Here is a 17,753-nt window from a genome sequence, read left to right on the forward strand (position 1 = left end):
CTGCCCCCCGGCGGCGGTCCGTCATGGCCGGCCGCCGGGGGTTTCACACCCCCGGACCCCCGTGGGATATTTATGGCTCGGTGAGAGGGAGGGGCGACGCGCCCGTCCCCCAGGGAGGTGCGAGGTGGCGACGCCGGAGATGCAGGAGGCGCCGGAGGCGCGCCCCGCCGAGGGCGCAAGCGAGGCGCTCCTCGAGGTGAACAACATCGAGGTGATCTACAACCACGTCATCCTCGTCCTGAAGGGCGTGTCGCTGACCGTGCCGAAGGGCGGGATCACCGCGCTGCTGGGCGGCAACGGGGCGGGCAAGACGACGACGCTGAAGGCGATCTCGAACCTGCTGCACTCCGAGCGGGGGGAGGTGACGAAGGGCTCCATCCTCTATCGCGGCCGGCGGGTGCAGGACCTCTCGCCAGAGGCGCTGGTGAAGATGGGCGTGGTGCAGGTGATGGAGGGGCGGCACTGCTTCGAGCACCTGACGGTGGAGGAGAACCTGCTGACGGGCGCCTACACCCGCCGGGACCGGGCGGCGGTGCAGCAGGATCTCGAGATGGTCTACGGCTACTTCCCGCGCCTGAAGGAGCGGCGGCGCAGCCAGGCGGGCTATACCAGCGGCGGCGAGCAGCAGATGTGCGCACTTGGGCGCGCGCTGATGAGCCGGCCGGAGACGATCCTGCTGGACGAGCCGTCGATGGGCCTCGCGCCGCAGCTGGTGGAGCAGATCTTCGGAATCGTGAAGCGGCTGAACGAGGAGCAGGGGGTAACCTTCCTGCTGGCCGAGCAGAACACCAACGTGGCGCTGCGCTTCGCGCACCGGGGCTACATCCTGGAGTCGGGGCGGGTGGTGATGGACGGGCCGGCGGCGGAGCTGCGGGAGAACCCGGACGTGAAGGAGTTCTATCTCGGCGTGTCGGACGAGGGCCGCAAGTCGTTCCGCGACGTGCGCAGCTACCGCCGGCGCAAGCGCTGGCTGGCCTGAGGGCGGCGGCGCGCCGGAACACGGACGCGCGAGGGTACGTTGAGGTCCCGTAACGAACGGAGGCCCGACATGACCCGCAAGGACGTCGCGACGGCCCTGATCGACCACCAGGGCACGCTCTATTCCGAGGCGATCGGCGCGACCATCTCGCGCAACACCCCGCAGGAGCTGTTCCACTGGCTGATCGCCAGCATCATGCTGTCGGCCCGCATCTCGGCCGGCAACGCCGTCGAGGGGGCGGCCGCGCTGCGCGAGGCGGGACTGCACAAGATCGACGCGATCCTCGGCGCGGACCGGCACGACCTCGTCAAGGTGCTGAACGGCAACGGCTATGCCCGCTACGACGAATCCACCGCCGACTACCTGCGCGACACCGCGCGGCTGGTGGACGAAAGCTACGACGGCGATCTGCGGCAGATGCGCGGCGACAGCGCGGACGAGACGCTGAAGCGGCTGCAGCAGGCCAAGGGGCTCGGCAAGCTCGGCGCGTCGATCTTCGCGCGCGAGGCGCAGCTGGTGTGGGACGAGCTCTACCCCACGATCGACGGCAAGGCGGTCGAGATGGCGGGCGAGCTGGGGCTGCCGACCGAGGCGGAGGACCTGCGCGACCTCGCCGGTGGGCGCGAGCGCTTCGTGCGCCTCGTCGCGGCGCTGACGCGGGCGCGGCTGGAGGGGCCGGACGAGGCCGTCGAGGCCGCCGCCTGAGGACTGGCCAGCCTTCCCCGCTCCGCCTAGGCTGGCCGCGGGGAGGCGTTCGATGACCGAACATTACGACGACCTGGAGACGCGGGCGCCGGAGGCGCGGGCGGCGGCGCAGGAGGCGGCGCTGAACGCGCAGCTTTCGCGGCTGGGGATGGAGCAGGTCGGCCTGTCGGGCCTCGCCCGCCTGCCGGTGCTGCGCAAGGCCGACCTGGTGGAGCGGCAGCGGGCGCTGCCGCCCTTCGGCGGCCTCCATGTCGGGGAGATCAGTCACGTCTTCCAGTCGCCGGGCCCGATCTACGAGCCGGGCGGGGCGGCGCGGGACTGGTGGCGGTTCGGGCGCTTCGTCCATGCCTGCGGCATCGGCGCCGGGGACATCGTGCAGAACTGCTTTTCCTACCACCTGACGCCTGCGGGCACGATGTTCGAGAACGCGGCGCGGGCGGTGGGGGCGGTGGTCCTGCCCGCCGGAACCGGGCAAACAGAGCTGCAGGCGCGGGCGGCGGCAGACATCGGAACGACCGCCTACGCGGGAACGCCCGATTACCTGAAGGTGATCATCGAGGCCGCGGACGCCGCCGGGCTGACGCTGAGGATCGGCAAGTCGGCGGTGTCTGGCGGGGCTCTCTTTCCGTCCCTGCGGGAGTGGTACGCGGAGCGCGGGATCGCCTGCCTGCAGTGCTACGGGACGGCCGACCTCGGCCATGTCGCCTACGAGAGCGCGCCGGGCAGCGGGATGATCGTGGACGAGGGCGTGATCGTGGAGATCGTGACCCCCGGCACCGGCGACCCGGTGGCCGAGGGCGAGGTCGGCGAGGTGGTGGTGACGGTGCTGAATCCGGACTACCCGCTGGTCCGGTTCGCGACCGGGGACCTGTCGGCGGTGCAGCCGGGGACGTCGTCCTGCGGGCGGACCAATATGCGGATCCGGGGCTGGATGGGCCGGGCGGACCAGACGACCAAGATCAAGGGCATGTTCGTCCGGCCCGAGCAGGTGGCGGAACTGGTCAGGCGGCTGGGCGTCGCGCGGGCGCGGGTGATCGCCGGGCGCGAAGGCGAGGCGGACACGATGCTCGTGCGGCTGGAGGCCGGTGCGGTGCCCGAGGGAGCCGAGGCCGTGGTGCAGTCGGTGCTGAAGCTGCGCGGCAAGGTCGAGGCGGCGGCGGAGCTGCCGCGGGACGGCGTGGTGATCGAGGACACGCGGACCTACGGGTGAGGGCGCATCCGGCGGGGAGGGCGTAGGAAACGCTGCCGCAGCGTTGCGCCTTGTTCGGCGAGGCCCCGGGGCAAGCCCGGGGCGGGACCATCATGACAGCCGCACGCGCTTGCATGAGGCAACCCGTCCCGGCCTCGAGCCGGCGTGGTGATCGAGGACACGCGGACCTACGGGTGAGGGCGCATCCGGCGGGGAGGGCGCAGGGAGCGCTGCCGCAGCGTTGCGCCTTGTTCGGCGAGGCCCCCGGGGCAAGCCCGGGGCGGGACCATCATGACAGCCGCACGCGCTTGCATGAGGCAAGCCCGTCCCGGCCTCGAGCCGGGACCTTCCATCCATCGGGCGGGCCGCTCTGCTCGGGGGAACCGGCGGCCCGTTCCGCCGCGTTGATCCGCCGAACACGCCCCTCACGGAGTCTCCCCATGGAATACGGCATCTTCGGCCTGATCGTCCTGATCATCGACCTCTACGCGATCTATCAGGTCCTCACCTCCGGCGCGTCGACGGCGTCGAAAGCCGTCTGGACCATCGCGATCCTGCTGCTGCCGGTGCTCGGCGCCATCGCCTGGCTGCTGTTCGGGCCGCGCGGCGGCAAGGCCCACGTCTGACCGTCAGGGCCCGGCGAACGCTGCGGGCTGGGCCCCGCCGAGTGAAGCGGCAGGCGCGCCGGCCGGGTCCTCGTCGGCGGTCGACGGCTCGATCGTCGAGACCAGGCCCCAGCGCTGCAGCATACGCTGCTGCAGCCGCTTGGCCCGGCCGTTCCAGTAGCGCGCACCCTCGGGCATCTCGTCGTCGCTGTCCTTCGACTCGGCCCGCAGGTCGGGATTGGCGCAGAAGATCGCGAAGGCCATGTCGCGCCCCTCGAGGGTGGTGATGTAGCCCGCGAGCGACGAGACGAAGTTCAGCGTTCCGGTCTTGGCCGCGACGTCCCCGCGCGAGAACCGCAACCGCTCGCCCTTCTCGTCGGTGAGGGGAATGTCCTTCAGCAGCGGCTTCAATGCGCCGTCCCTCGAGGCGTGGACGAGCGTCCGGACCATCTGGCCCGCGCTGATGCCGGAGGCGTCGCTGAGGCCGGAATGGTCGGCGAAGCGGGCCTCGACCCCCGCCGCCTCGCCCAGCCACGTGGTCATGGCGGAGGCGGAGTGGACGAGCGACTCCGCGTCCCCCTCTCCCGCGGCGGTCGCCGACAGGCCGAGGCATTCTGCCGTCAGGTTCGTCGACCATTTCAGCATGTCCTGCGCCACCTCGTGGAGCGGTGCGCTCTCGAAGCGGGCGACTTCGATCAGGCCGAGGGGCAGTGCGCCCTCGCGCTCTCGCGGGTAGGGCAGCGTCAGGCCCTGCGCGGCGGCGAGGGTGCGGAAGACGTCGCCGGCATAGCCAGCCGGGCGCCGCACCGGCAGCCAGCGCGACCCGGCGTCGCCCAGAGCGCCGCGCGCAACGGTCCAGAGGTCGGCGTCGGGGCCGTTCTCGTAGGTGTAGACGGGCACCGATCGGTCGGCGACGGTCATCCGCGCCATCCTGACCTCCGGCCGGACGGTGTCCGAGCGGCCGTCCAGCGTGATCCGGTAATCGCCTCCCTGCCGCTCCCACGCGAAATGGACGCGGTTGTAGTTGAGGTTCAACCCCGAGACGGCGGGGTTGTAGCCGAGGTGGTCGAGCTGGCCCGGCTCGATCTCCTCCTCATAGGGCAGCGCGCCGCCCCACACCTCGAACGCGCCCGTCACGCGGCGGACGCCAGCGGCGTGCAGTCGCTGCGCGAGGGTCGACAGCTGATCGGTGTCGAGGCCGGGATCGCCGCCCCCGGCGAGGATCAGGTCGCCGTCGATCGTGCCGTCCTCGGACAGCCCGGCGGTCGCCAGCACGCGGGTCGTGAAGCGGTGGTCGGGGCCGAGCCGGTCGAGGGCGTAGAGCGTGGTGATCGCCTTCATCACGCTGGCGGGCGGCTGCGGCACGTCGGCGTCGCCGGAGGAATGGACCTCGCCCGTCTCGACATCCGCCAGCGCCCAGCCGACGACGCCGCCGAGGCCGGCCTCGGCGATGAGGTCGTCCATCTCGGGCCGCGCTTCGGGGGCGAGGCCGGGGACGAGGGGCGGCGCCTCGTGGTCGGGGCGCGGGCGGGGCCGGATCGCGGACAGCGGCGCCTCGGACAGGGCGGCGCTGCCGAGAGTGGCGAGGCCGGTGCCGAGGAAGGCGCGACGGGAGAACGGGCGAGTCATGCGGGCGACCCTACCCGCGCCGGTACGCGGGGTTCAATCGCCCGACCCTGTCACATCCGCGGCATGCCGCCACCCGCCGCCCGCGCGGATCGCCGTGGAGGAGGCCTCCGACATCGGCAGGTTGACGAAGCACCAGGCCGGCGGATCGGCGAACGGCAGGGCGCGAGAGGCGGAGGCGGGGAGGCGGGCGCGGGCGTAGACCCGGGCGGCCAGCGACAGGCGGGCGGAGATGCGCTCGCCCGGGCGGGCGAGGACGCCGACGGGCGTGTGGTCCATGATACGCCGCCAGCCGTCCCATTGCGGCAGCTGTTTCAGGTTGTCCGCCCCCATCAGCCAGACCCACCGCACGTCCGGCCGCCGCGCCCGCAGCGCCGCCAGCGTGTCGGCGGTGTAGCGGGTGCCGAGCCGCGCCTCGATGTCGCTGATGCGCACGCGCGGGTGGTCGATCAGCGCCTCGGCCGCCGCCAGCCGCCGGGCCAGCGGCGCCGGTCCCCGCGCCTTCAGCGGGTTGCCGGGCGAGACGACCCACCACACCTCGTCCAGCGCGAACCGGCGCAGCGCCGCCAGCGTGATCGCGACGTGCCCGGCATGGGGCGGGTCGAACGAGCCGCCGAGCAGGCCGACGGCGCGGCCGCGGCCGACCGGCAGCGGTGTCACGCCGCGCCGGGCGTGTAGTCGAAGCGGGTGAACCGCGCCTCGGCCGCCCGGCCCGAGACGTCGAAGCAGACCATGCCGACGAAGGCGCCGGTGAAGGAGGCATGCTCCCCCTGCCCGCCCTCGTCGGAGATGACCGCCGCGTTCAGCTCCCCGCCCAGCGCCTGCCATTCGCCCTGCTGCTTCCACCGGAACCGCTGGGTGCCCTTGTCCACCTCGACCCGCAGCGACACCGGGCCGGGACCGACAGGCACCGAATGGACGGGCCAGTCCAGGTCTCCCGCCGGCCAGTCGCCGGCGCAGGACATCACCGACAGGGTCCGCCCCGCGCCCTCGTCGTGGGACAGGATCGCGGCGTGGAACTTGTGGCGGTTGTAGTAGGTGATCAGGCCCGCCCCCTGCTGGTAGGTGTCGGGCGCGAAGTCGAGATCCGTCTCGGCGACGTAGGCGTGATCCTCCTGCCGGCGGGCGACGAGGGACTGCTCGAACCAGGACCCCACGCTCTCGCGGCCGATCAGGACGAGGGCGTCGTCCTCGCAGCGGAAGATCCGCTCCCATTCCGGCGTGCGCAGCCACTGGAACTCCGGCGGGAGCGGCCCGCCGAGCCGGCGGTGCACCGGCGCGCGCGGGGCCGAGACGGCGCCGCCCGGCGCGTCCACCTCGGCGGACGCGATCATGCCGCCCCGCTCCAGCCACAGCCAGCCATCGCGCCAGACGACCTTCTCCAGCCCGGTCTCGCGCCCCAGCGGGCAGAACCGCCCCTGCCCGTCCGGCCCCTCGATCGGACGGCCCATCAGGAAGGAGTGGTAGTGATCGCCCCAGTGCGTCTCGACGTACTGGCCGTGGCCGGTGCGCTGGACCGCGCCGTTGGAGCCTTCGGCGCACAGCACGTGCTTCTGCGGGTGCGTCTCGTACTGGCCGTCGATGGTCCGCGAGCGGGCCATGGTCACCGCGTGCTCGTAGCCGGTGCCGCCCTCGGCCGTCGTCAGGTAATACCAGCCGTCCCGCTTGAAGAGGTGCGGTGCCTCCGTCAGGCCCTTGTCGGAGCCCGGATAGATCATCGTCACCGGCCCCGTCAGTCCGCCTTCGGGCGACCATTCCTGCAGCACGATCCCGTCGAACCGGTCGTTCGCGCCGTTCACGCCGGACCCTGCCCAGCGGTGGTTCCAGCGCATGTTGACGAACCATTTCCGGCCGTCGTCGTCGTGGAACAGCGAGGGGTCGAAGCCGGAGGAGTTCACGTACCACGGATCGGACCAGACGCCGTCGATGGTCTCGCAGGCGGTGATGTAGTTGTGGGCGTCCTTGAACGCCCCGTCGAGGCGCTTGACGTCGGTATAGACCAGCCAGAACCTCTCGCCGTCGTGGGACAGGCACGGCGCCCAGATGCCGCAGCTGTCGGGGTTGCCGCGCATGTCGAGGAGGGCGGCGCGGTTCAGCGGGCGGGCGACCAGCTCCCAGTTGGCGAGGTCGCGGGAGTGGAAGATCTGCACGCCCGGGTACCATTCGAAGGTGGACGTGGCGAGGTAGTAGTCCTCGCCCACGCGCAGGAACGACGGGTCGGGGTTGAAGCCCGGCAGGACGGGATTGCGGATCATGCTGCCTCCACTGTGCGCCGGGCGACCCAGCGATGCTTGCCGATGCGGCGATTGGCGGTGAACCCGGCGCGCTCGAAGACGCCGAGCGTGCCGCAATAGAGGAACCCGGCCGAGGTCTTCTGCCCTTCGACCGCCTCGGGATAGCCCTCGACCGTGCCGCCGCCGGAGCGGGCGATCAGGTCCACGGCGCCGGCCAGCGCGTCGGCCGAGACGCCGGCCTTGCGGTGGCGGGCGTCGGTAAAGAAGCAGGTGACCCGCCAGTCCGGCAGGTCGCCCTCGCACGAGGACTCGTAGGCCTTGCGGTTCTTGATCTCCGGCAGGCTCGCCGTGGGGCCGTACTGCGCCCAGCCGATGCACGCGCCGCCGTCGAAGACGAGGGCGGCATGGGTCGTGCCCGCCTCCACCATCTGCCGCTTGGTCTCGCGGTTGGCCTCCGCGCCGGCAAAGGCGCGGGTGTGGAAGCCGATGCACCAGCAGCCGCCCCAGACGCCCTTGTGCCGCTCGATCAGGGCGGCGTAGGCGTCCCACGTGTCCGGCGACAGCGGCCGGACGTCAGGCATCCTCGCCCCGCGCCCAAGCGTCGAACTTCGCCTCGTCGGCGAACTCGTCGATCCGGGCCAGCTCGTCGCTCGAGAAGGTCAGGTTGCCCACCGCGCCGGCGCAGTCGATCACCTGCTCGGGCCGGCTCGCACCGATCAGCGCCGAGGTCACCGCCTGGTCCCGCAGCACCCAGGCGATGGCCATCTGCGCCAGCGTCTGGCCCCGCGCCCCGGCGATGGCGTTCAGCTCGTTCAGCGCGGCGATGGCCTTGTCGGACAGGCGGCCGGGGTCCAGCGACTTGCCCTGCACCGCACGGCTGCCCTCGGGAATGCCGCCCAGGTACTTCTTCGTCAGCATCCCCTGCGCGAGCGGCATGAAGGCGATGATGCCCATGCCGGCCTTCGTCGTCGCCTTCGCCAGCCGGTCCCGCTCGATCGTGCGGTTCAGCATGTTGTAGGCGGGCTGGTGGATCAGGCAGGGCGTGCCGAGGTCCTTGAGGATCGCCGCAGCCCTGGCCGTCTGCTCGGCGTTGTAGCTGCTGATCCCGGCATAGAGCGCGCGGCCCGAGCGGACGATGTGGTCGAGCGCGCCCATCGTCTCTTCCAGCGGGGTCTCGGGGTCGAAGCGGTGGGAGTAGAAGATGTCGACGTAGTCGAGGCCCATCCGCTTGAGCGACTGGTCGCAGGAGGCGATCAGGTACTTGCGGCTGCCCCACTCGCCGTAGGGGCCGTCCCACATCTCGTAGCCCGCCTTGGAGCTGATGATCAGCTCGTCCCGCAGGCCGGCGAAATCCTCGGCGAGGATCGAGCCGAAGGCATGCTCGGCGCTGCCGGGCGGAGGGCCGTAGTTGTTGGCGAGGTCGAAGTGCGTGATGCCTTGGTCGAAGGCGGTCCGGCAGATCGCCCGCTTGGTCTCGTGCGGGAAGTCGTCGCCGAAATTGTGCCACAGGCCAAGGCTGACGGCGGGCAGCTTCAGGCCGGACGCGCCGCAGCGGCGGTAGGTCATCCGCTCGTAGCGGGCGGGATCGGGGCGATAGGTCATGGGTGGTCCTCCGGGCGCCGCGGACCCCGCCGCATGGGGCCCCTGCGGCGGGCACATGACAGCCACGGGCGGGAGCCGTTGTCAACAAAGCGGCTAGAATTGCAGACTTAACCGTTTGGCATCCTCTCGCCGCCAATGTCCGCCGGCGACCTCGACAGGATGGACGATGCCGGCGCTGACCGCTGACGCGACGATCTGGCTGGCGGCCGTGACGACGGCGTGCGCCATCGGGGCGCTCGTCCTCACCACGCTGCGCCTGCGCCGCGCCCGCCGCGCGGCGGAGTTCGGCGAGATGGTCGCCGACCACGCCAAGGACGGGCTGGTGGTCCAGTCGCTGGACGGCCGGATCCTGTGGATGAACCGCGCCTATTGCGAGCTGTTCGGCCGCGCCCCGGCCGAGATGCTGGGCCGCAACCCCCTGTCGTTCGCGGTCCCGCCCGACCTGCGCCCGACCGATGAGGAGATCGCCGCCTTCCGCTATTCGGACGGCGAATTCGACGGCAAGATCCTGCTCTTCCACAACGTCCGCAAATCGGGCGAGATGTTCTGGAACGAGATCCGCTTCGCCCTGCACCGCCTGCCGGACGGGCGCGAGCGGGCGGTTCTCGTCTGCCGCGACGCCACCGACCAGGTGGAGAAGGAACGCCAGCTGCGCGCCGCGCACGAGGAGGTGACCTACCTCGCCCGCCACGACGCGCTGACCGGCCTCGCAAACCGGACCGAGTTCCTGCGCGTGGCGAGTGCGGCGCTGGCCGCGGGCGGACCGGCGACGGGTATGATCCATATCGACCTCGACCGCTTCAAGGAGGTCAACGACACGTTCGGGCATGTCGCGGGGGATGCCGTGGTCTGCCATGTCGCCGACGCCATCGCCGCCACCGCGCGGGCCGGCGACCTCGCCGCGCGGATGGGCGGGGACGAGTTCCTGCTGGTCTGCCCCGGCATCGGCTCGCTCGAGGCGCTGCGCGCCCGCGGCCAGGAGATCGCGGACCGGCTCGACCGGCCGCTGCGCTGGCGGGATCGGCGCATCCCCTGCTCGGTCTCGATGGGCGCCGCCCTGTCCGAACCGGGCGACACCTCGCCGCAGGACGCGCTCGGCCGGTCCGACCTCGCCCTGTACGAAGCCAAGCGGCGGGGCCGCGGCCGGCTGTGCCTGTTCGACGGCGATCTCAGGGCCCGCCACGCCGTCGCCGCCCACCGGGTGGAGCGGATCCGCCGCTCGGTCGCCGAGGGGCGGCTGGAGTTCGAGTTCGCGCCGGTGATCGACATCGCCACCGGCGCGGTCGAGGGGTTCGAGGCGGTCGTCCGCCACGACGGTGCCGCCGGGCCCGCCTTCGACCACCGTGATTTCCTCGCCGAGGCGCGCGGCCTCGGCCTTCTGGCCGAGGTCGGCTACGGCGCGATCGAGGCCGCGCTCCGCCTGCAGCGGACCCTGCGCGACGCGACCGGCCGATCCGTCCCGGTCGGCATCGCGGCCTCGCGCGAGCTGTTCCTGCATCCGCAGATCTTCTCGCGCCTGACCCGCGCCGCGGCGCGCCACGGCGTCACGCCCCACCTGTTGCCGATGGCGATCGGCGACACCGGGGTACGCGCCGTCGACGGTCCGGACGATCCGCTGCCCGGCACCATCCTCGATCTCGCGCAGATGGGCTTTCCGATCCTCCTAGACGAGTTCGGCACCCGGCCGGCGGCCATCGTTCGGCTGGCGCGGCTGCCGGTCGCGGGAATCAAGCTGGGCGCCGACCTCGTCGCGGGGCTGGAGGGCGATGCTGCGAGGTTCCAGATCGTGCGCGGCCTCGGCGGGATCGCCGGGGCGCTGGGCCTTCGGCTCATCGCCGAAGGCGTGGACACGGCCGAGACGGCGGCCTGCCTCGGTGCGATCGGTCGCTTCTCGGGCCAGGGGGCCTGGGCGGGCGCCCCGCTGCCCGCGGATGCGGTGGCGGACTGGCTGGCCGGGCGCCCCGTGGCGGAGCCGGGCCCCGTACCCGCCGGATCTCGCCGCGCGTCCGCCTGACCCGCGGCCGCGCGTTGTCCTCGCCCCGCCCCTTCGATAAAGCGGGGGCCGAACCTGGCGGGAGAAGTTTGCGATGGCTGCGTATCAGTTCGTCTACCACATGGACGGCGTGTCCAAGGCCTATGCCGGCGGCAAGAAGGTGTTCGAGAACATCCGCCTGAACTTCCTGCCCGGCGTGAAGATCGGCGTCGTCGGGGTCAACGGCGCCGGCAAGTCGTCCCTGCTGCGGATCATGGCCGGCCTTGACAAGGACTTCTCGGGCGAGGCGTGGGCCGCCGAGGGCGCCCGCGTCGGGTACCTGCCGCAGGAGCCCGAGCTCGACCCCGCGCTCGACGTGCGGGGCAACGTGATGGAGGGCGTGAAGGGCAAGCAGGCGATCCTCGACCGCTACAACGAGCTTGCCATGAACTACTCCGACGAGACCGCGGACGAGATGGCCCAGCTGCAGGACCAGATCGATGCGCAGAACCTGTGGGACCTCGACGCCCAGGTCGACGTCGCGATGGAGGCGCTGCGCTGCCCGCCGGACGACGCGAACGTCGACACGCTCTCGGGCGGCGAGAAGCGGCGCGTGGCTTTGTGCAAGCTGCTGCTCGAGGCGCCCGAGATGCTGCTGCTGGACGAGCCGACCAACCACCTCGACGCCGAGACGATCGCCTGGCTGCAGAACCACCTGATCGAGTACAAGGGCACGATCCTCGTCGTCACCCACGACCGCTACTTCCTCGACGACATCACCTCCTGGATCCTCGAGCTGGACCGTGGCCGGGGCGTGCCGTGGGAGGGCAACTATTCCAGCTGGCTGGAGCAGAAGGCCAAGCGGCTGGAGCAGGAGGCCCGCGAGGACAAGGCCAAGCAGAAGACCCTCGAACGTGAACTCGAGTGGATGCGCCAGGGCGCCAAGGCCCGTCAGGCCAAGTCCAAGGCCCGCATCCAGGCCTACAACGAGCTCGCCAACCAGTCCGAGCGCGAGCGGATCGGCAAGGCGCAGATCATCATCCCGTCGGGCCCCCGCCTCGGCAACCGGGTGATCGAGGTCGAGAACCTCAAGAAGGCGATGGGCGACAAGCTCCTCATCGAGGATCTGTCCTTCAGCCTGCCGCCCGGCGGCATCGTCGGTGTGATCGGCCCCAACGGCGCCGGCAAGACGACGCTCTTCCGCATGCTGACCGGGCAGGAGCAGCCGGACGAGGGCACGGTCGAGTACGGCGACACGGTGAAGCTGGCCTACGTCGACCAGTCACGCGACGCGCTCGACCCGGGAAAGACCGTCTGGGAGGAGATTTCTGGCGGGGCCGAGGTGATCGAACTCGGCGACGCCTCGATGAACTCCCGCGCCTATTGCGGCGCCTTCAACTTCAAGGGCGGCGACCAGCAGAAGAAGGTGGGCCTGCTGTCGGGTGGTGAGCGCAACCGCGTCCACATGGCCAAGCTGCTGAAGTCCGGCGGCAACGTCCTGCTGCTCGACGAGCCGACCAACGACCTCGACGTCGAGACGCTGCGGGCGCTGGAGGACGCGCTGGTGGACTTCGCCGGCTGCGCCGTCGTGATCTCGCACGACCGCTTCTTCCTCGACCGCATCTGCACCCACATCCTCGCCTTCGAGGGCGAGGCGCATGTCGAGTGGTTCCAGGGCAACTTCGAGGATTACGAGGAGGACAAGAAGCGCCGCCTCGGCGAGGACGCGCTGGAGCCGAAGCGTGTGAAGTTCAAGAAGTTCACGCGCTGACGCATGTGGGGAAAGAATGTTTCGCCGGCGGCCCTTGCGCTGGCGGCGGAACGCTCCACTTCCATAGGATGAAAACAAAAACCCGCCAGCCGCTGCACCCGCTCGACGCCTTCCTGTCCGTCCCGGGTCCGCAAGGTGCCGCCCAACGGAACGCGGACCGCGCGTTCGCGCCCCAGACTGCCCCCGAATCGCTCGGCGACAAGATCACCCGGGCAGCCCGCCTGATCACCGAGAGCGAGGCCGCGAGCCGCGAGGCGTCGACCGTGCGCCTGCGCAAACTGCGCCTGGCGAACGAGGCCGGGGCCATGCCCAAGGCCGGCCCGGGGCGAGTGCGAAAGCTGGCCGACCGCGCCTGAGCCGGTCGGGGCGCCCACGACCGCCCGGCGCCCGCAGATAGGGACCGAAGACGGGTAGAAAGCCCGTCCCACGCGAACGCTGGAAGAGGGTGTGCCGGGTCCGCACCGGTGGGTTCTCGATCCATCGTCCCTCCCGCGCCCGCCGCACGACCGCATCTTTCAGGCCGCCTCGCCGACCTCCCCCTTTTCCGGCGACCTGACGAAATCCGCCGGGAGCGTCCCCGCGCGGATCTCCCGGTGGATCGACGAGAAGGCCCAGTCCGCCGGGTCCGCCACTAACCCGTGCTTCACCGGATTCATCCAGCAATACCGTCGGTGCGCCTCGAACTCCGCGTCGTCGCGGATCGCGTGCTCCCAGAACCGGCGCTGCCAGATGCCGGCATCCTTCTTCCGCCGCCGCGAAGGCGACCGAGGCAGCGGCGGCAGGCCGAGCCTCACCCGGAAGTCGCGGGAGAACCGCGCTTTCAGAGCGCCCCACCGATTGGAGTAGTCGGCGTCTTCTTCGGGCAAGGTCCAGAGCGCATACAGGTGGTCGGGCAGAACGACCATCGCGTGGCAGGTCAGCGGCTTGAGCGCTGCCATGTGAGCGTAGGCCCGGCGGAGGAGGTCGACGTGGTCGATCAGCACGCCGCTCCCCGCCTCGGCGAGCTTGACCGTGAAGAAGTAGGTGCCGCCCGGCCCGCGGCGTCGCAGGTAAGCTGTCATTCCGGCAGTCTGGTCGATGCCGGGTTAAACCCGGGTGAATCGGCGGGTCGGCGCCGGGCGGTCCTTCTTTCGAAAGGAATCGTTGCAAACCGACCCGTGCTGCCCCATATGCCGTCTCGCTACCGATCTTCTATTCGACCTTCTGCTACGCCTACCGGCCCCAGAGTTCTCGAACCTAGACGTGACCGAGCCGGGCTGCCGCATCGTGCGGGCAGCGCAACAGAAGGAATTCACGAGATGGCCACTGGCACCGTGAAATGGTTCAACGCCACCAAAGGCTTCGGCTTCATCCAGCCCGACGGCGGCTCCAAGGACGTGTTCGTCCACATCTCCGCCGTCGAGCGGGCGGGCCTCACCGGCCTGAAGGACAACCAGAAAGTCCAGTTCGACCTCGAGAGCGGCCGTGACGGCCGTCAGTCGGCGACCAACCTGTCGCTGGTCTGAGGACCCGACCCCGCCTTCGGGCGGGCCGATGGAACCGGAAGGCCGGGCACCCCAGGTGTCCGGCCTTTTTCGTTGCTTGTCCGGCGCCCGCCGCCCTGCGACGGTGACGCCGGACGATCGACGGAGACCCCGATGCCCTACGCCGCCCCGCCCGCCGGCCTGCCCCGACAGGACAGCCTGCACACCCAGCGCGCCGTCTTCACCGAGGCCTACGCGGTGATTCCGGCAGGCGTGCAGCGGGACATCGTGACGAGCTACCTCCCCGGCTGGGAGGGTGCCCGGTTCTGGGTGCTGGCGCGGCCGCTGTCAGGGTTCGCCGAGACGTTCTCGCAGTACATCGCCGAGGTGGCGCCGGGCGGCGGATCAAACGCGGCGGAGCCGGACGCAGGGGCGGAGGCGGTTCTGTTCGTGACCCACGGGCAAGGGACGCTGACGGTCGGCGGCACGGCCCATGCGCTGGAGGCGGGGTCCTACGCCTATCTGCCGGCTGGCGCCGCGTGGTCGCTGAAGGCGGGGGAGGAGACGCTGCGCTTCCACTGGATCCGCAAGGCCTATGTGCCGGCCGAGGGCGTCGCGGCGCCGGAGGTATTCGTGACCCACGAGGCCGACGTGCCCGTGCGCTGGATGCCGGACACCTCCGAGCGCTGGGGCACGCAGCGCTTCGTGGATCCGGAGGACCTGCGCCACGACATGCACGTGAACATCGTGACGTTCGAGCCGGGCGGGACGATCCCGTTCGAGGAGACGCACGTGATGGAGCACGGCCTGTACGTGCTGGAAGGCAAGGCGGTCTACCGGCTGAACCGGGACTGGGTGGAGGTCGAGGCGGGGGACTTCATGTGGCTCCGCGCCTTCTGCCCGCAGGCGTGCTATGCGGGCGGGCCGGGACGGTTCCGGTACCTGCTCTACAAGGACGTGAACCGGCACGCGGCCTTGCGGGCGCGGTGAGCGGGGGCGGCGGCTCCGTCAGAGCCTCCATCCAACGCGAGGGCAGCGGCTGGCCGCGGACAGACGCTCCGACGCTGCGGTAGGAGCACTTCATCTCGCCTCCACCGGACGACCTCGACCGTCTCGCAGGTGGTGAGGAAGCGTCTGGCCGGGGGGCGGCCAGACGCTGCCCGGGCCGCTTGCGCGGCTGATTCCGGGCCTGGCGAGCTGCGAGGTGGCGCGAGCGGGGGACATCGCGCGAGGAGGTAGGATGGGTTCTCGACCCATCACCCCACCGTCCACGCCTCGTCGAACCAGTGCTCCTGCAGGTTCGCGCCCTCGCCGATCCGGTCGACCACGGCAAACAGCCCCGGCGGATGCAGCGGCGTGAGCACCCCGTGCCACGTCCCGCGGTGGAAGTTCACCGCCTGCCCGGGCGCGGTGCGGAAGGCCAGCGGCCGGCCCGGCGCGCCGCCCTCGTCCGGCGCGACGATCACGAGGAACGGGTCCGGCGACATCGGGACGAAGCACTGGCTGCCGTCGGGGTGCCGTTCCACCATTTCCAGCGCCAGGGGCAGCATCCGCGGCTCGGCCCGGAACAGGCTGATTCCCGCGCGGCCGTCGGTGAAGTCCAGCGCCGCGAGGTCGTGAAAGCGGCCGCAGAGGCCCTGGTTGATGATCCGGTCGGGCTCGCCCTCGGTGTCGAGAACGTCGCCGAACCGGGCGAACGCCTCCGCCGTCAGGGGCGCGACGGCGATCCGGCGGCTCACGCGCCGATCCATTGCAGAATGGCACCTTCGGGGAGCGCCCCGGTCTGGCGCGCCCGCTCGCGCCCGCCTTCGAAGCGGACCATCGTCGGGATCGAGCGGATGCCGTAGGCCTGGCTCGCGGCCGGCTCGGCCTCGGTGTTCAGCTTCACCAGGCGGGCGCGCCCCTTCAGCGTCCCGGCGGCGGCCGAGAAGGCGGGCGCCATCGAGCGGCACGGGCCGCACCAGGGCGCCCAGAAGTCGACGACCAGCGGGACGTCGTCATTCCGGGCCGCCTTGCGCAGGGTGGCGAGGTCGATCTCCACCGCCTTGCCCGGCATCAGCGGCGCGCCGCAGGTGCCGCATTTCGGCGCCTCGGCCAGCCGCTCGGCCGGCACCCGGTTGACCTGCCCGCAGTCGAGGCAGGTGAGCTTGCGTCCCGTCATCGTCTCCGCTCCCCTTTTCGCGACAGAGTTGGGCGACCCGGACGCGCCCGGCAAGGGCCGGGCGGTGTCGCAGGCGCGCCGCACGGCGCCGCGGAAACAGGCAGTTGCCGCCAGATCGCCCTGCCGGTCGCCGTGCACCCGGCCCGCCCATATGGCACAGCCCGACCGATGCGCCTAGGCTGGGCCGGGCGCGGTGCGCTTCGGAGGGAACGGATGTACGATTTCGCGGCGATCTGGGACTGGGCGGGCTTCGCCGTGCGCTGGCTGCACGTCGTGACCGCGATCGCCTGGATCGGCTCGTCCTTCTACTTCATCGCGCTCGATCTCGGCCTGAACCGCGACATCCCCGGCCCCGCGGACGGCGAGGAGTGGCAGGTCCACGGCGGCGGGTTCTATCACATCCAGAAGTACCTCGTGGCGCCCGACGCGATGCCCGAGCACCTGACCTGGTTCAAGTGGGAGAGCTACGCGACCTGGCTCTCGGGCGCCGCGCTCCTGATGATCGTCTACTGGGCCGGCGGGCATCTGTACCTGATCGAGCCCGGCAAGGCGGACCTCGCCCTCTGGCAGGGGATCGCGATCTCGGCCGCGTCGCTGGCGGTCGGCTGGCTGGTCTACGACGCCCTGTGCAAGTCGCCGCTGGGCGAGCGACCGACGGTGCTGATGCTGCTGCTGTTCGTCATGCTCGTCGCGATGAGCTGGGGCTACCACCAGGTCTTCACCGGGCGGGCGGCGATGCTGCATCTGGGTGCCTTCACCGCGACGATCATGACGGCGAACGTGTTCTTCATCATCATGCCGAACCAGCGGATCGTGGTCGCGGACCTCAAGGCGGGGCGCAAGCCGGACCCCAAGTACGGCAAGATCGCCAAGCTGCGCTCGACCCACAACAACTACCTGACGCTGCCGGTCGTCTTCCTGATGCTGTCGAACCACTACCCGCTGGCCTTCGCGACGGACTACGCGTGGATCATCGCGGCCCTCGTCTTCCTGATGGGCGTCACGATCCGGCACTGGTTCAACACCCGCCACGCCCGCAAGGGGAGCCCGCACTGGACCTGGGCGGTGACCGTCGTCCTGTTCGTCGTCATCGCGTGGCTCTCCACCGCGCCGATGCTGGACACCTTTGAGGAGGCCGAGGCGCGGGCGCTGACACCCTTCGAGACACGGTTCGCCGAGGCGGACGGCTTCGACGAGGCGCACGACATCGTCATGGGCCGCTGCGCCATGTGCCACGCGCGCGAGCCGGTCTGGGACGGCATCCGCTGGCCACCGAAGGGCGTGGTGCTGGAGACGGAGGGCGACATCGCGCGGCACGCGCGGGAGATCTACCTGCAGGCCGGGCTATCTCATGCCATGCCGCCTGCGAACGTGACGATGATCGGCGAGGAGGACCGACTGGCACTCGTCCGCTGGTACCGCGCGGCGACGAACTGAAGGGGGCCT

The 17,753-nt window shown here is 71.1% G+C and carries 18 protein-coding genes; 10 read left to right on the forward strand and 8 right to left on the reverse strand.

Translation table 11 applies throughout. The features are described from left to right. Positions 1 to 139: 139 nt before the first annotated feature. From A37W_RS0105120 to A37W_RS0105135, 4 genes are all read left to right on the forward strand, one after another. Complete coding sequence (locus tag A37W_RS0105120) at positions 140 to 979, forward strand: ABC transporter ATP-binding protein (protein WP_040753527.1); 840 nt, start codon at positions 140 to 142, stop codon at positions 977 to 979. Between the two features lie 69 nt (positions 980 to 1,048). Further along, positions 1,049 to 1,684 (forward strand): HhH-GDP family DNA glycosylase, encoded by a 636-nt coding sequence (locus tag A37W_RS0105125; protein ID WP_018301953.1) that lies wholly within the window; start codon positions 1,049 to 1,051, stop codon positions 1,682 to 1,684. 52 nt (positions 1,685 to 1,736) lie between these two features. Further along, positions 1,737 to 2,894, forward strand: a complete 1,158-nt coding sequence (locus A37W_RS0105130; RefSeq protein ID WP_018301954.1) for a phenylacetate--CoA ligase family protein — start codon at positions 1,737 to 1,739, stop codon at positions 2,892 to 2,894. 419 nt (positions 2,895 to 3,313) lie between these two features. Further along, the gene (locus tag A37W_RS0105135; protein WP_018301955.1) at positions 3,314 to 3,499 is read left to right on the forward strand and encodes a PLD nuclease N-terminal domain-containing protein; all 186 of its coding nucleotides are present in this window, start codon (positions 3,314 to 3,316) and stop codon (positions 3,497 to 3,499) included. 3 nt (positions 3,500 to 3,502) lie between these two features. Here the strand turns inward: A37W_RS0105135 and dacB are convergent, their stop codons facing one another. The 5 genes from dacB to mgrA are packed head-to-tail and all read right to left on the reverse strand — an operon-like array spanning position 3,503 to position 8,940. Next, positions 3,503 to 5,107 (reverse strand): D-alanyl-D-alanine carboxypeptidase/D-alanyl-D-alanine endopeptidase, encoded by a 1,605-nt coding sequence (gene dacB, locus A37W_RS21000; protein WP_018301956.1) that lies wholly within the window; start codon positions 5,105 to 5,107, stop codon positions 3,503 to 3,505. Between the two features lie 33 nt (positions 5,108 to 5,140). Further along, positions 5,141 to 5,764 carry a nicotinate-nucleotide adenylyltransferase gene (locus A37W_RS0105145; RefSeq protein ID WP_018301957.1) on the reverse strand — a complete coding sequence of 208 codons (624 nt, stop codon included), beginning with the start codon at positions 5,762 to 5,764 and terminating at the stop codon, positions 5,141 to 5,143. Beyond that, a complete protein-coding gene (locus tag A37W_RS0105150; protein ID WP_018301958.1) occupies positions 5,761 to 7,359 on the reverse strand; it encodes a glycoside hydrolase family 43 protein in 1,599 nt (532 codons plus the stop codon). The genes A37W_RS0105145 and A37W_RS0105150 overlap by 4 nt, the downstream gene beginning before the upstream one ends. Then, positions 7,356 to 7,919: a hypothetical protein gene (locus A37W_RS0105155; protein WP_018301959.1), complete on the reverse strand. Its 564-nt coding sequence runs from the start codon at positions 7,917 to 7,919 to the stop codon at positions 7,356 to 7,358. Before A37W_RS0105155 ends, A37W_RS0105150 begins: the two co-directional genes overlap by 4 nt. Beyond that, complete coding sequence (mgrA, locus tag A37W_RS0105160) at positions 7,912 to 8,940, reverse strand: L-glyceraldehyde 3-phosphate reductase (RefSeq protein WP_018301960.1); 1,029 nt, start codon at positions 8,938 to 8,940, stop codon at positions 7,912 to 7,914. Before mgrA ends, A37W_RS0105155 begins: the two co-directional genes overlap by 8 nt. A gap of 166 nt (positions 8,941 to 9,106) precedes the next feature. On the opposite strand from mgrA, the gene A37W_RS0105165 reads away from it, so the two are divergent. From A37W_RS0105165 to A37W_RS0105175, 3 genes are all read left to right on the forward strand, one after another. Then, entirely contained in the window at positions 9,107 to 10,954 is a 1,848-nt protein-coding gene (locus A37W_RS0105165) for an EAL domain-containing protein (protein ID WP_018301961.1), read from the forward strand. A 73-nt stretch (positions 10,955 to 11,027) separates the two neighbouring features. Next, the gene (ettA, locus tag A37W_RS0105170; protein ID WP_018301962.1) at positions 11,028 to 12,683 is read left to right on the forward strand and encodes an energy-dependent translational throttle protein EttA; all 1,656 of its coding nucleotides are present in this window, start codon (positions 11,028 to 11,030) and stop codon (positions 12,681 to 12,683) included. A 68-nt stretch (positions 12,684 to 12,751) separates the two neighbouring features. Then, on the forward strand, positions 12,752 to 13,039 hold the full coding sequence (locus tag A37W_RS0105175) for a hypothetical protein (protein WP_018301963.1): 288 nt from the start codon (positions 12,752 to 12,754) through the stop codon (positions 13,037 to 13,039). A gap of 159 nt (positions 13,040 to 13,198) precedes the next feature. Here the strand turns inward: A37W_RS0105175 and A37W_RS0105180 are convergent, their stop codons facing one another. Continuing rightward, on the reverse strand, positions 13,199 to 13,744 hold the full coding sequence (locus A37W_RS0105180) for an REP-associated tyrosine transposase (RefSeq protein ID WP_018301964.1): 546 nt from the start codon (positions 13,742 to 13,744) through the stop codon (positions 13,199 to 13,201). A gap of 237 nt (positions 13,745 to 13,981) precedes the next feature. On the opposite strand from A37W_RS0105180, the gene A37W_RS0105185 reads away from it, so the two are divergent. Together A37W_RS0105185 and A37W_RS0105190 are read left to right on the forward strand one after the other, a co-directional pair. Further along, the gene (locus A37W_RS0105185) at positions 13,982 to 14,188 is read left to right on the forward strand and encodes a cold-shock protein (RefSeq protein WP_018301965.1); all 207 of its coding nucleotides are present in this window, start codon (positions 13,982 to 13,984) and stop codon (positions 14,186 to 14,188) included. 132 nt (positions 14,189 to 14,320) lie between these two features. Next, complete coding sequence (locus A37W_RS0105190; protein WP_018301966.1) at positions 14,321 to 15,136, forward strand: bifunctional allantoicase/(S)-ureidoglycine aminohydrolase; 816 nt, start codon at positions 14,321 to 14,323, stop codon at positions 15,134 to 15,136. 266 nt (positions 15,137 to 15,402) lie between these two features. Here A37W_RS0105190 and A37W_RS0105195 read toward each other — a convergent pair whose 3' ends face one another. Then, the gene (locus tag A37W_RS0105195; protein ID WP_018301967.1) at positions 15,403 to 15,897 is read right to left on the reverse strand and encodes an ureidoglycolate lyase; all 495 of its coding nucleotides are present in this window, start codon (positions 15,895 to 15,897) and stop codon (positions 15,403 to 15,405) included. Then, complete coding sequence (trxC, locus tag A37W_RS0105200) at positions 15,882 to 16,307, reverse strand: thioredoxin TrxC (protein ID WP_018301968.1); 426 nt, start codon at positions 16,305 to 16,307, stop codon at positions 15,882 to 15,884. The genes A37W_RS0105195 and trxC overlap by 16 nt, the downstream gene beginning before the upstream one ends. Positions 16,308 to 16,520: 213 nt before the next feature. Between trxC and A37W_RS0105205 the strand changes: the two genes are divergently transcribed. Next, entirely contained in the window at positions 16,521 to 17,744 is a 1,224-nt protein-coding gene (locus tag A37W_RS0105205) for a urate hydroxylase PuuD (protein ID WP_018301969.1), read from the forward strand. Positions 17,745 to 17,753 lie beyond the last annotated feature (9 nt).

Origin of the sequence: Wenxinia marina DSM 24838 (assembly GCF_000379485.1) — a bacterium.
GTDB classification, from domain to species: domain Bacteria; phylum Pseudomonadota; class Alphaproteobacteria; order Rhodobacterales; family Rhodobacteraceae; genus Wenxinia; species Wenxinia marina.

Excerpts from the sequence above, each read along its gene's own strand:
- A37W_RS0105205 (WP_018301969.1), top strand. The coding sequence starts at position 16,521 with ATGTACGATTTCGCGGCGATCTGGGACTGGGCGGGCTTCGCCGTGCGC.
- A37W_RS0105125 (WP_018301953.1), top strand. The coding sequence starts at position 1,049 with ATGACCCGCAAGGACGTCGCGACGGCCCTGATCGACCACCAGGGCACG.
- A37W_RS0105120 (WP_040753527.1), top strand. The coding sequence starts at position 140 with ATGCAGGAGGCGCCGGAGGCGCGCCCCGCCGAGGGCGCAAGCGAGGCG.
- trxC (WP_018301968.1), bottom strand. The coding sequence starts at position 16,307 with ATGACGGGACGCAAGCTCACCTGCCTCGACTGCGGGCAGGTCAACCGG.
- dacB (WP_018301956.1), bottom strand. The coding sequence starts at position 5,107 with ATGACTCGCCCGTTCTCCCGTCGCGCCTTCCTCGGCACCGGCCTCGCC.
- A37W_RS0105135 (WP_018301955.1), top strand. The coding sequence starts at position 3,314 with ATGGAATACGGCATCTTCGGCCTGATCGTCCTGATCATCGACCTCTAC.
- mgrA (WP_018301960.1), bottom strand. The coding sequence starts at position 8,940 with ATGACCTATCGCCCCGATCCCGCCCGCTACGAGCGGATGACCTACCGC.
- A37W_RS0105175 (WP_018301963.1), top strand. The coding sequence starts at position 12,752 with ATGAAAACAAAAACCCGCCAGCCGCTGCACCCGCTCGACGCCTTCCTG.
- A37W_RS0105195 (WP_018301967.1), bottom strand. The coding sequence starts at position 15,897 with ATGGATCGGCGCGTGAGCCGCCGGATCGCCGTCGCGCCCCTGACGGCG.
- A37W_RS0105180 (WP_018301964.1), bottom strand. The coding sequence starts at position 13,744 with ATGACAGCTTACCTGCGACGCCGCGGGCCGGGCGGCACCTACTTCTTC.
- A37W_RS0105165 (WP_018301961.1), top strand. The coding sequence starts at position 9,107 with ATGCCGGCGCTGACCGCTGACGCGACGATCTGGCTGGCGGCCGTGACG.
- A37W_RS0105155 (WP_018301959.1), bottom strand. The coding sequence starts at position 7,919 with ATGCCTGACGTCCGGCCGCTGTCGCCGGACACGTGGGACGCCTACGCC.
- ettA (WP_018301962.1), top strand. The coding sequence starts at position 11,028 with ATGGCTGCGTATCAGTTCGTCTACCACATGGACGGCGTGTCCAAGGCC.
- A37W_RS0105130 (WP_018301954.1), top strand. The coding sequence starts at position 1,737 with ATGACCGAACATTACGACGACCTGGAGACGCGGGCGCCGGAGGCGCGG.
- A37W_RS0105150 (WP_018301958.1), bottom strand. The coding sequence starts at position 7,359 with ATGATCCGCAATCCCGTCCTGCCGGGCTTCAACCCCGACCCGTCGTTC.
- A37W_RS0105185 (WP_018301965.1), top strand. The coding sequence starts at position 13,982 with ATGGCCACTGGCACCGTGAAATGGTTCAACGCCACCAAAGGCTTCGGC.
- A37W_RS0105190 (WP_018301966.1), top strand. The coding sequence starts at position 14,321 with ATGCCCTACGCCGCCCCGCCCGCCGGCCTGCCCCGACAGGACAGCCTG.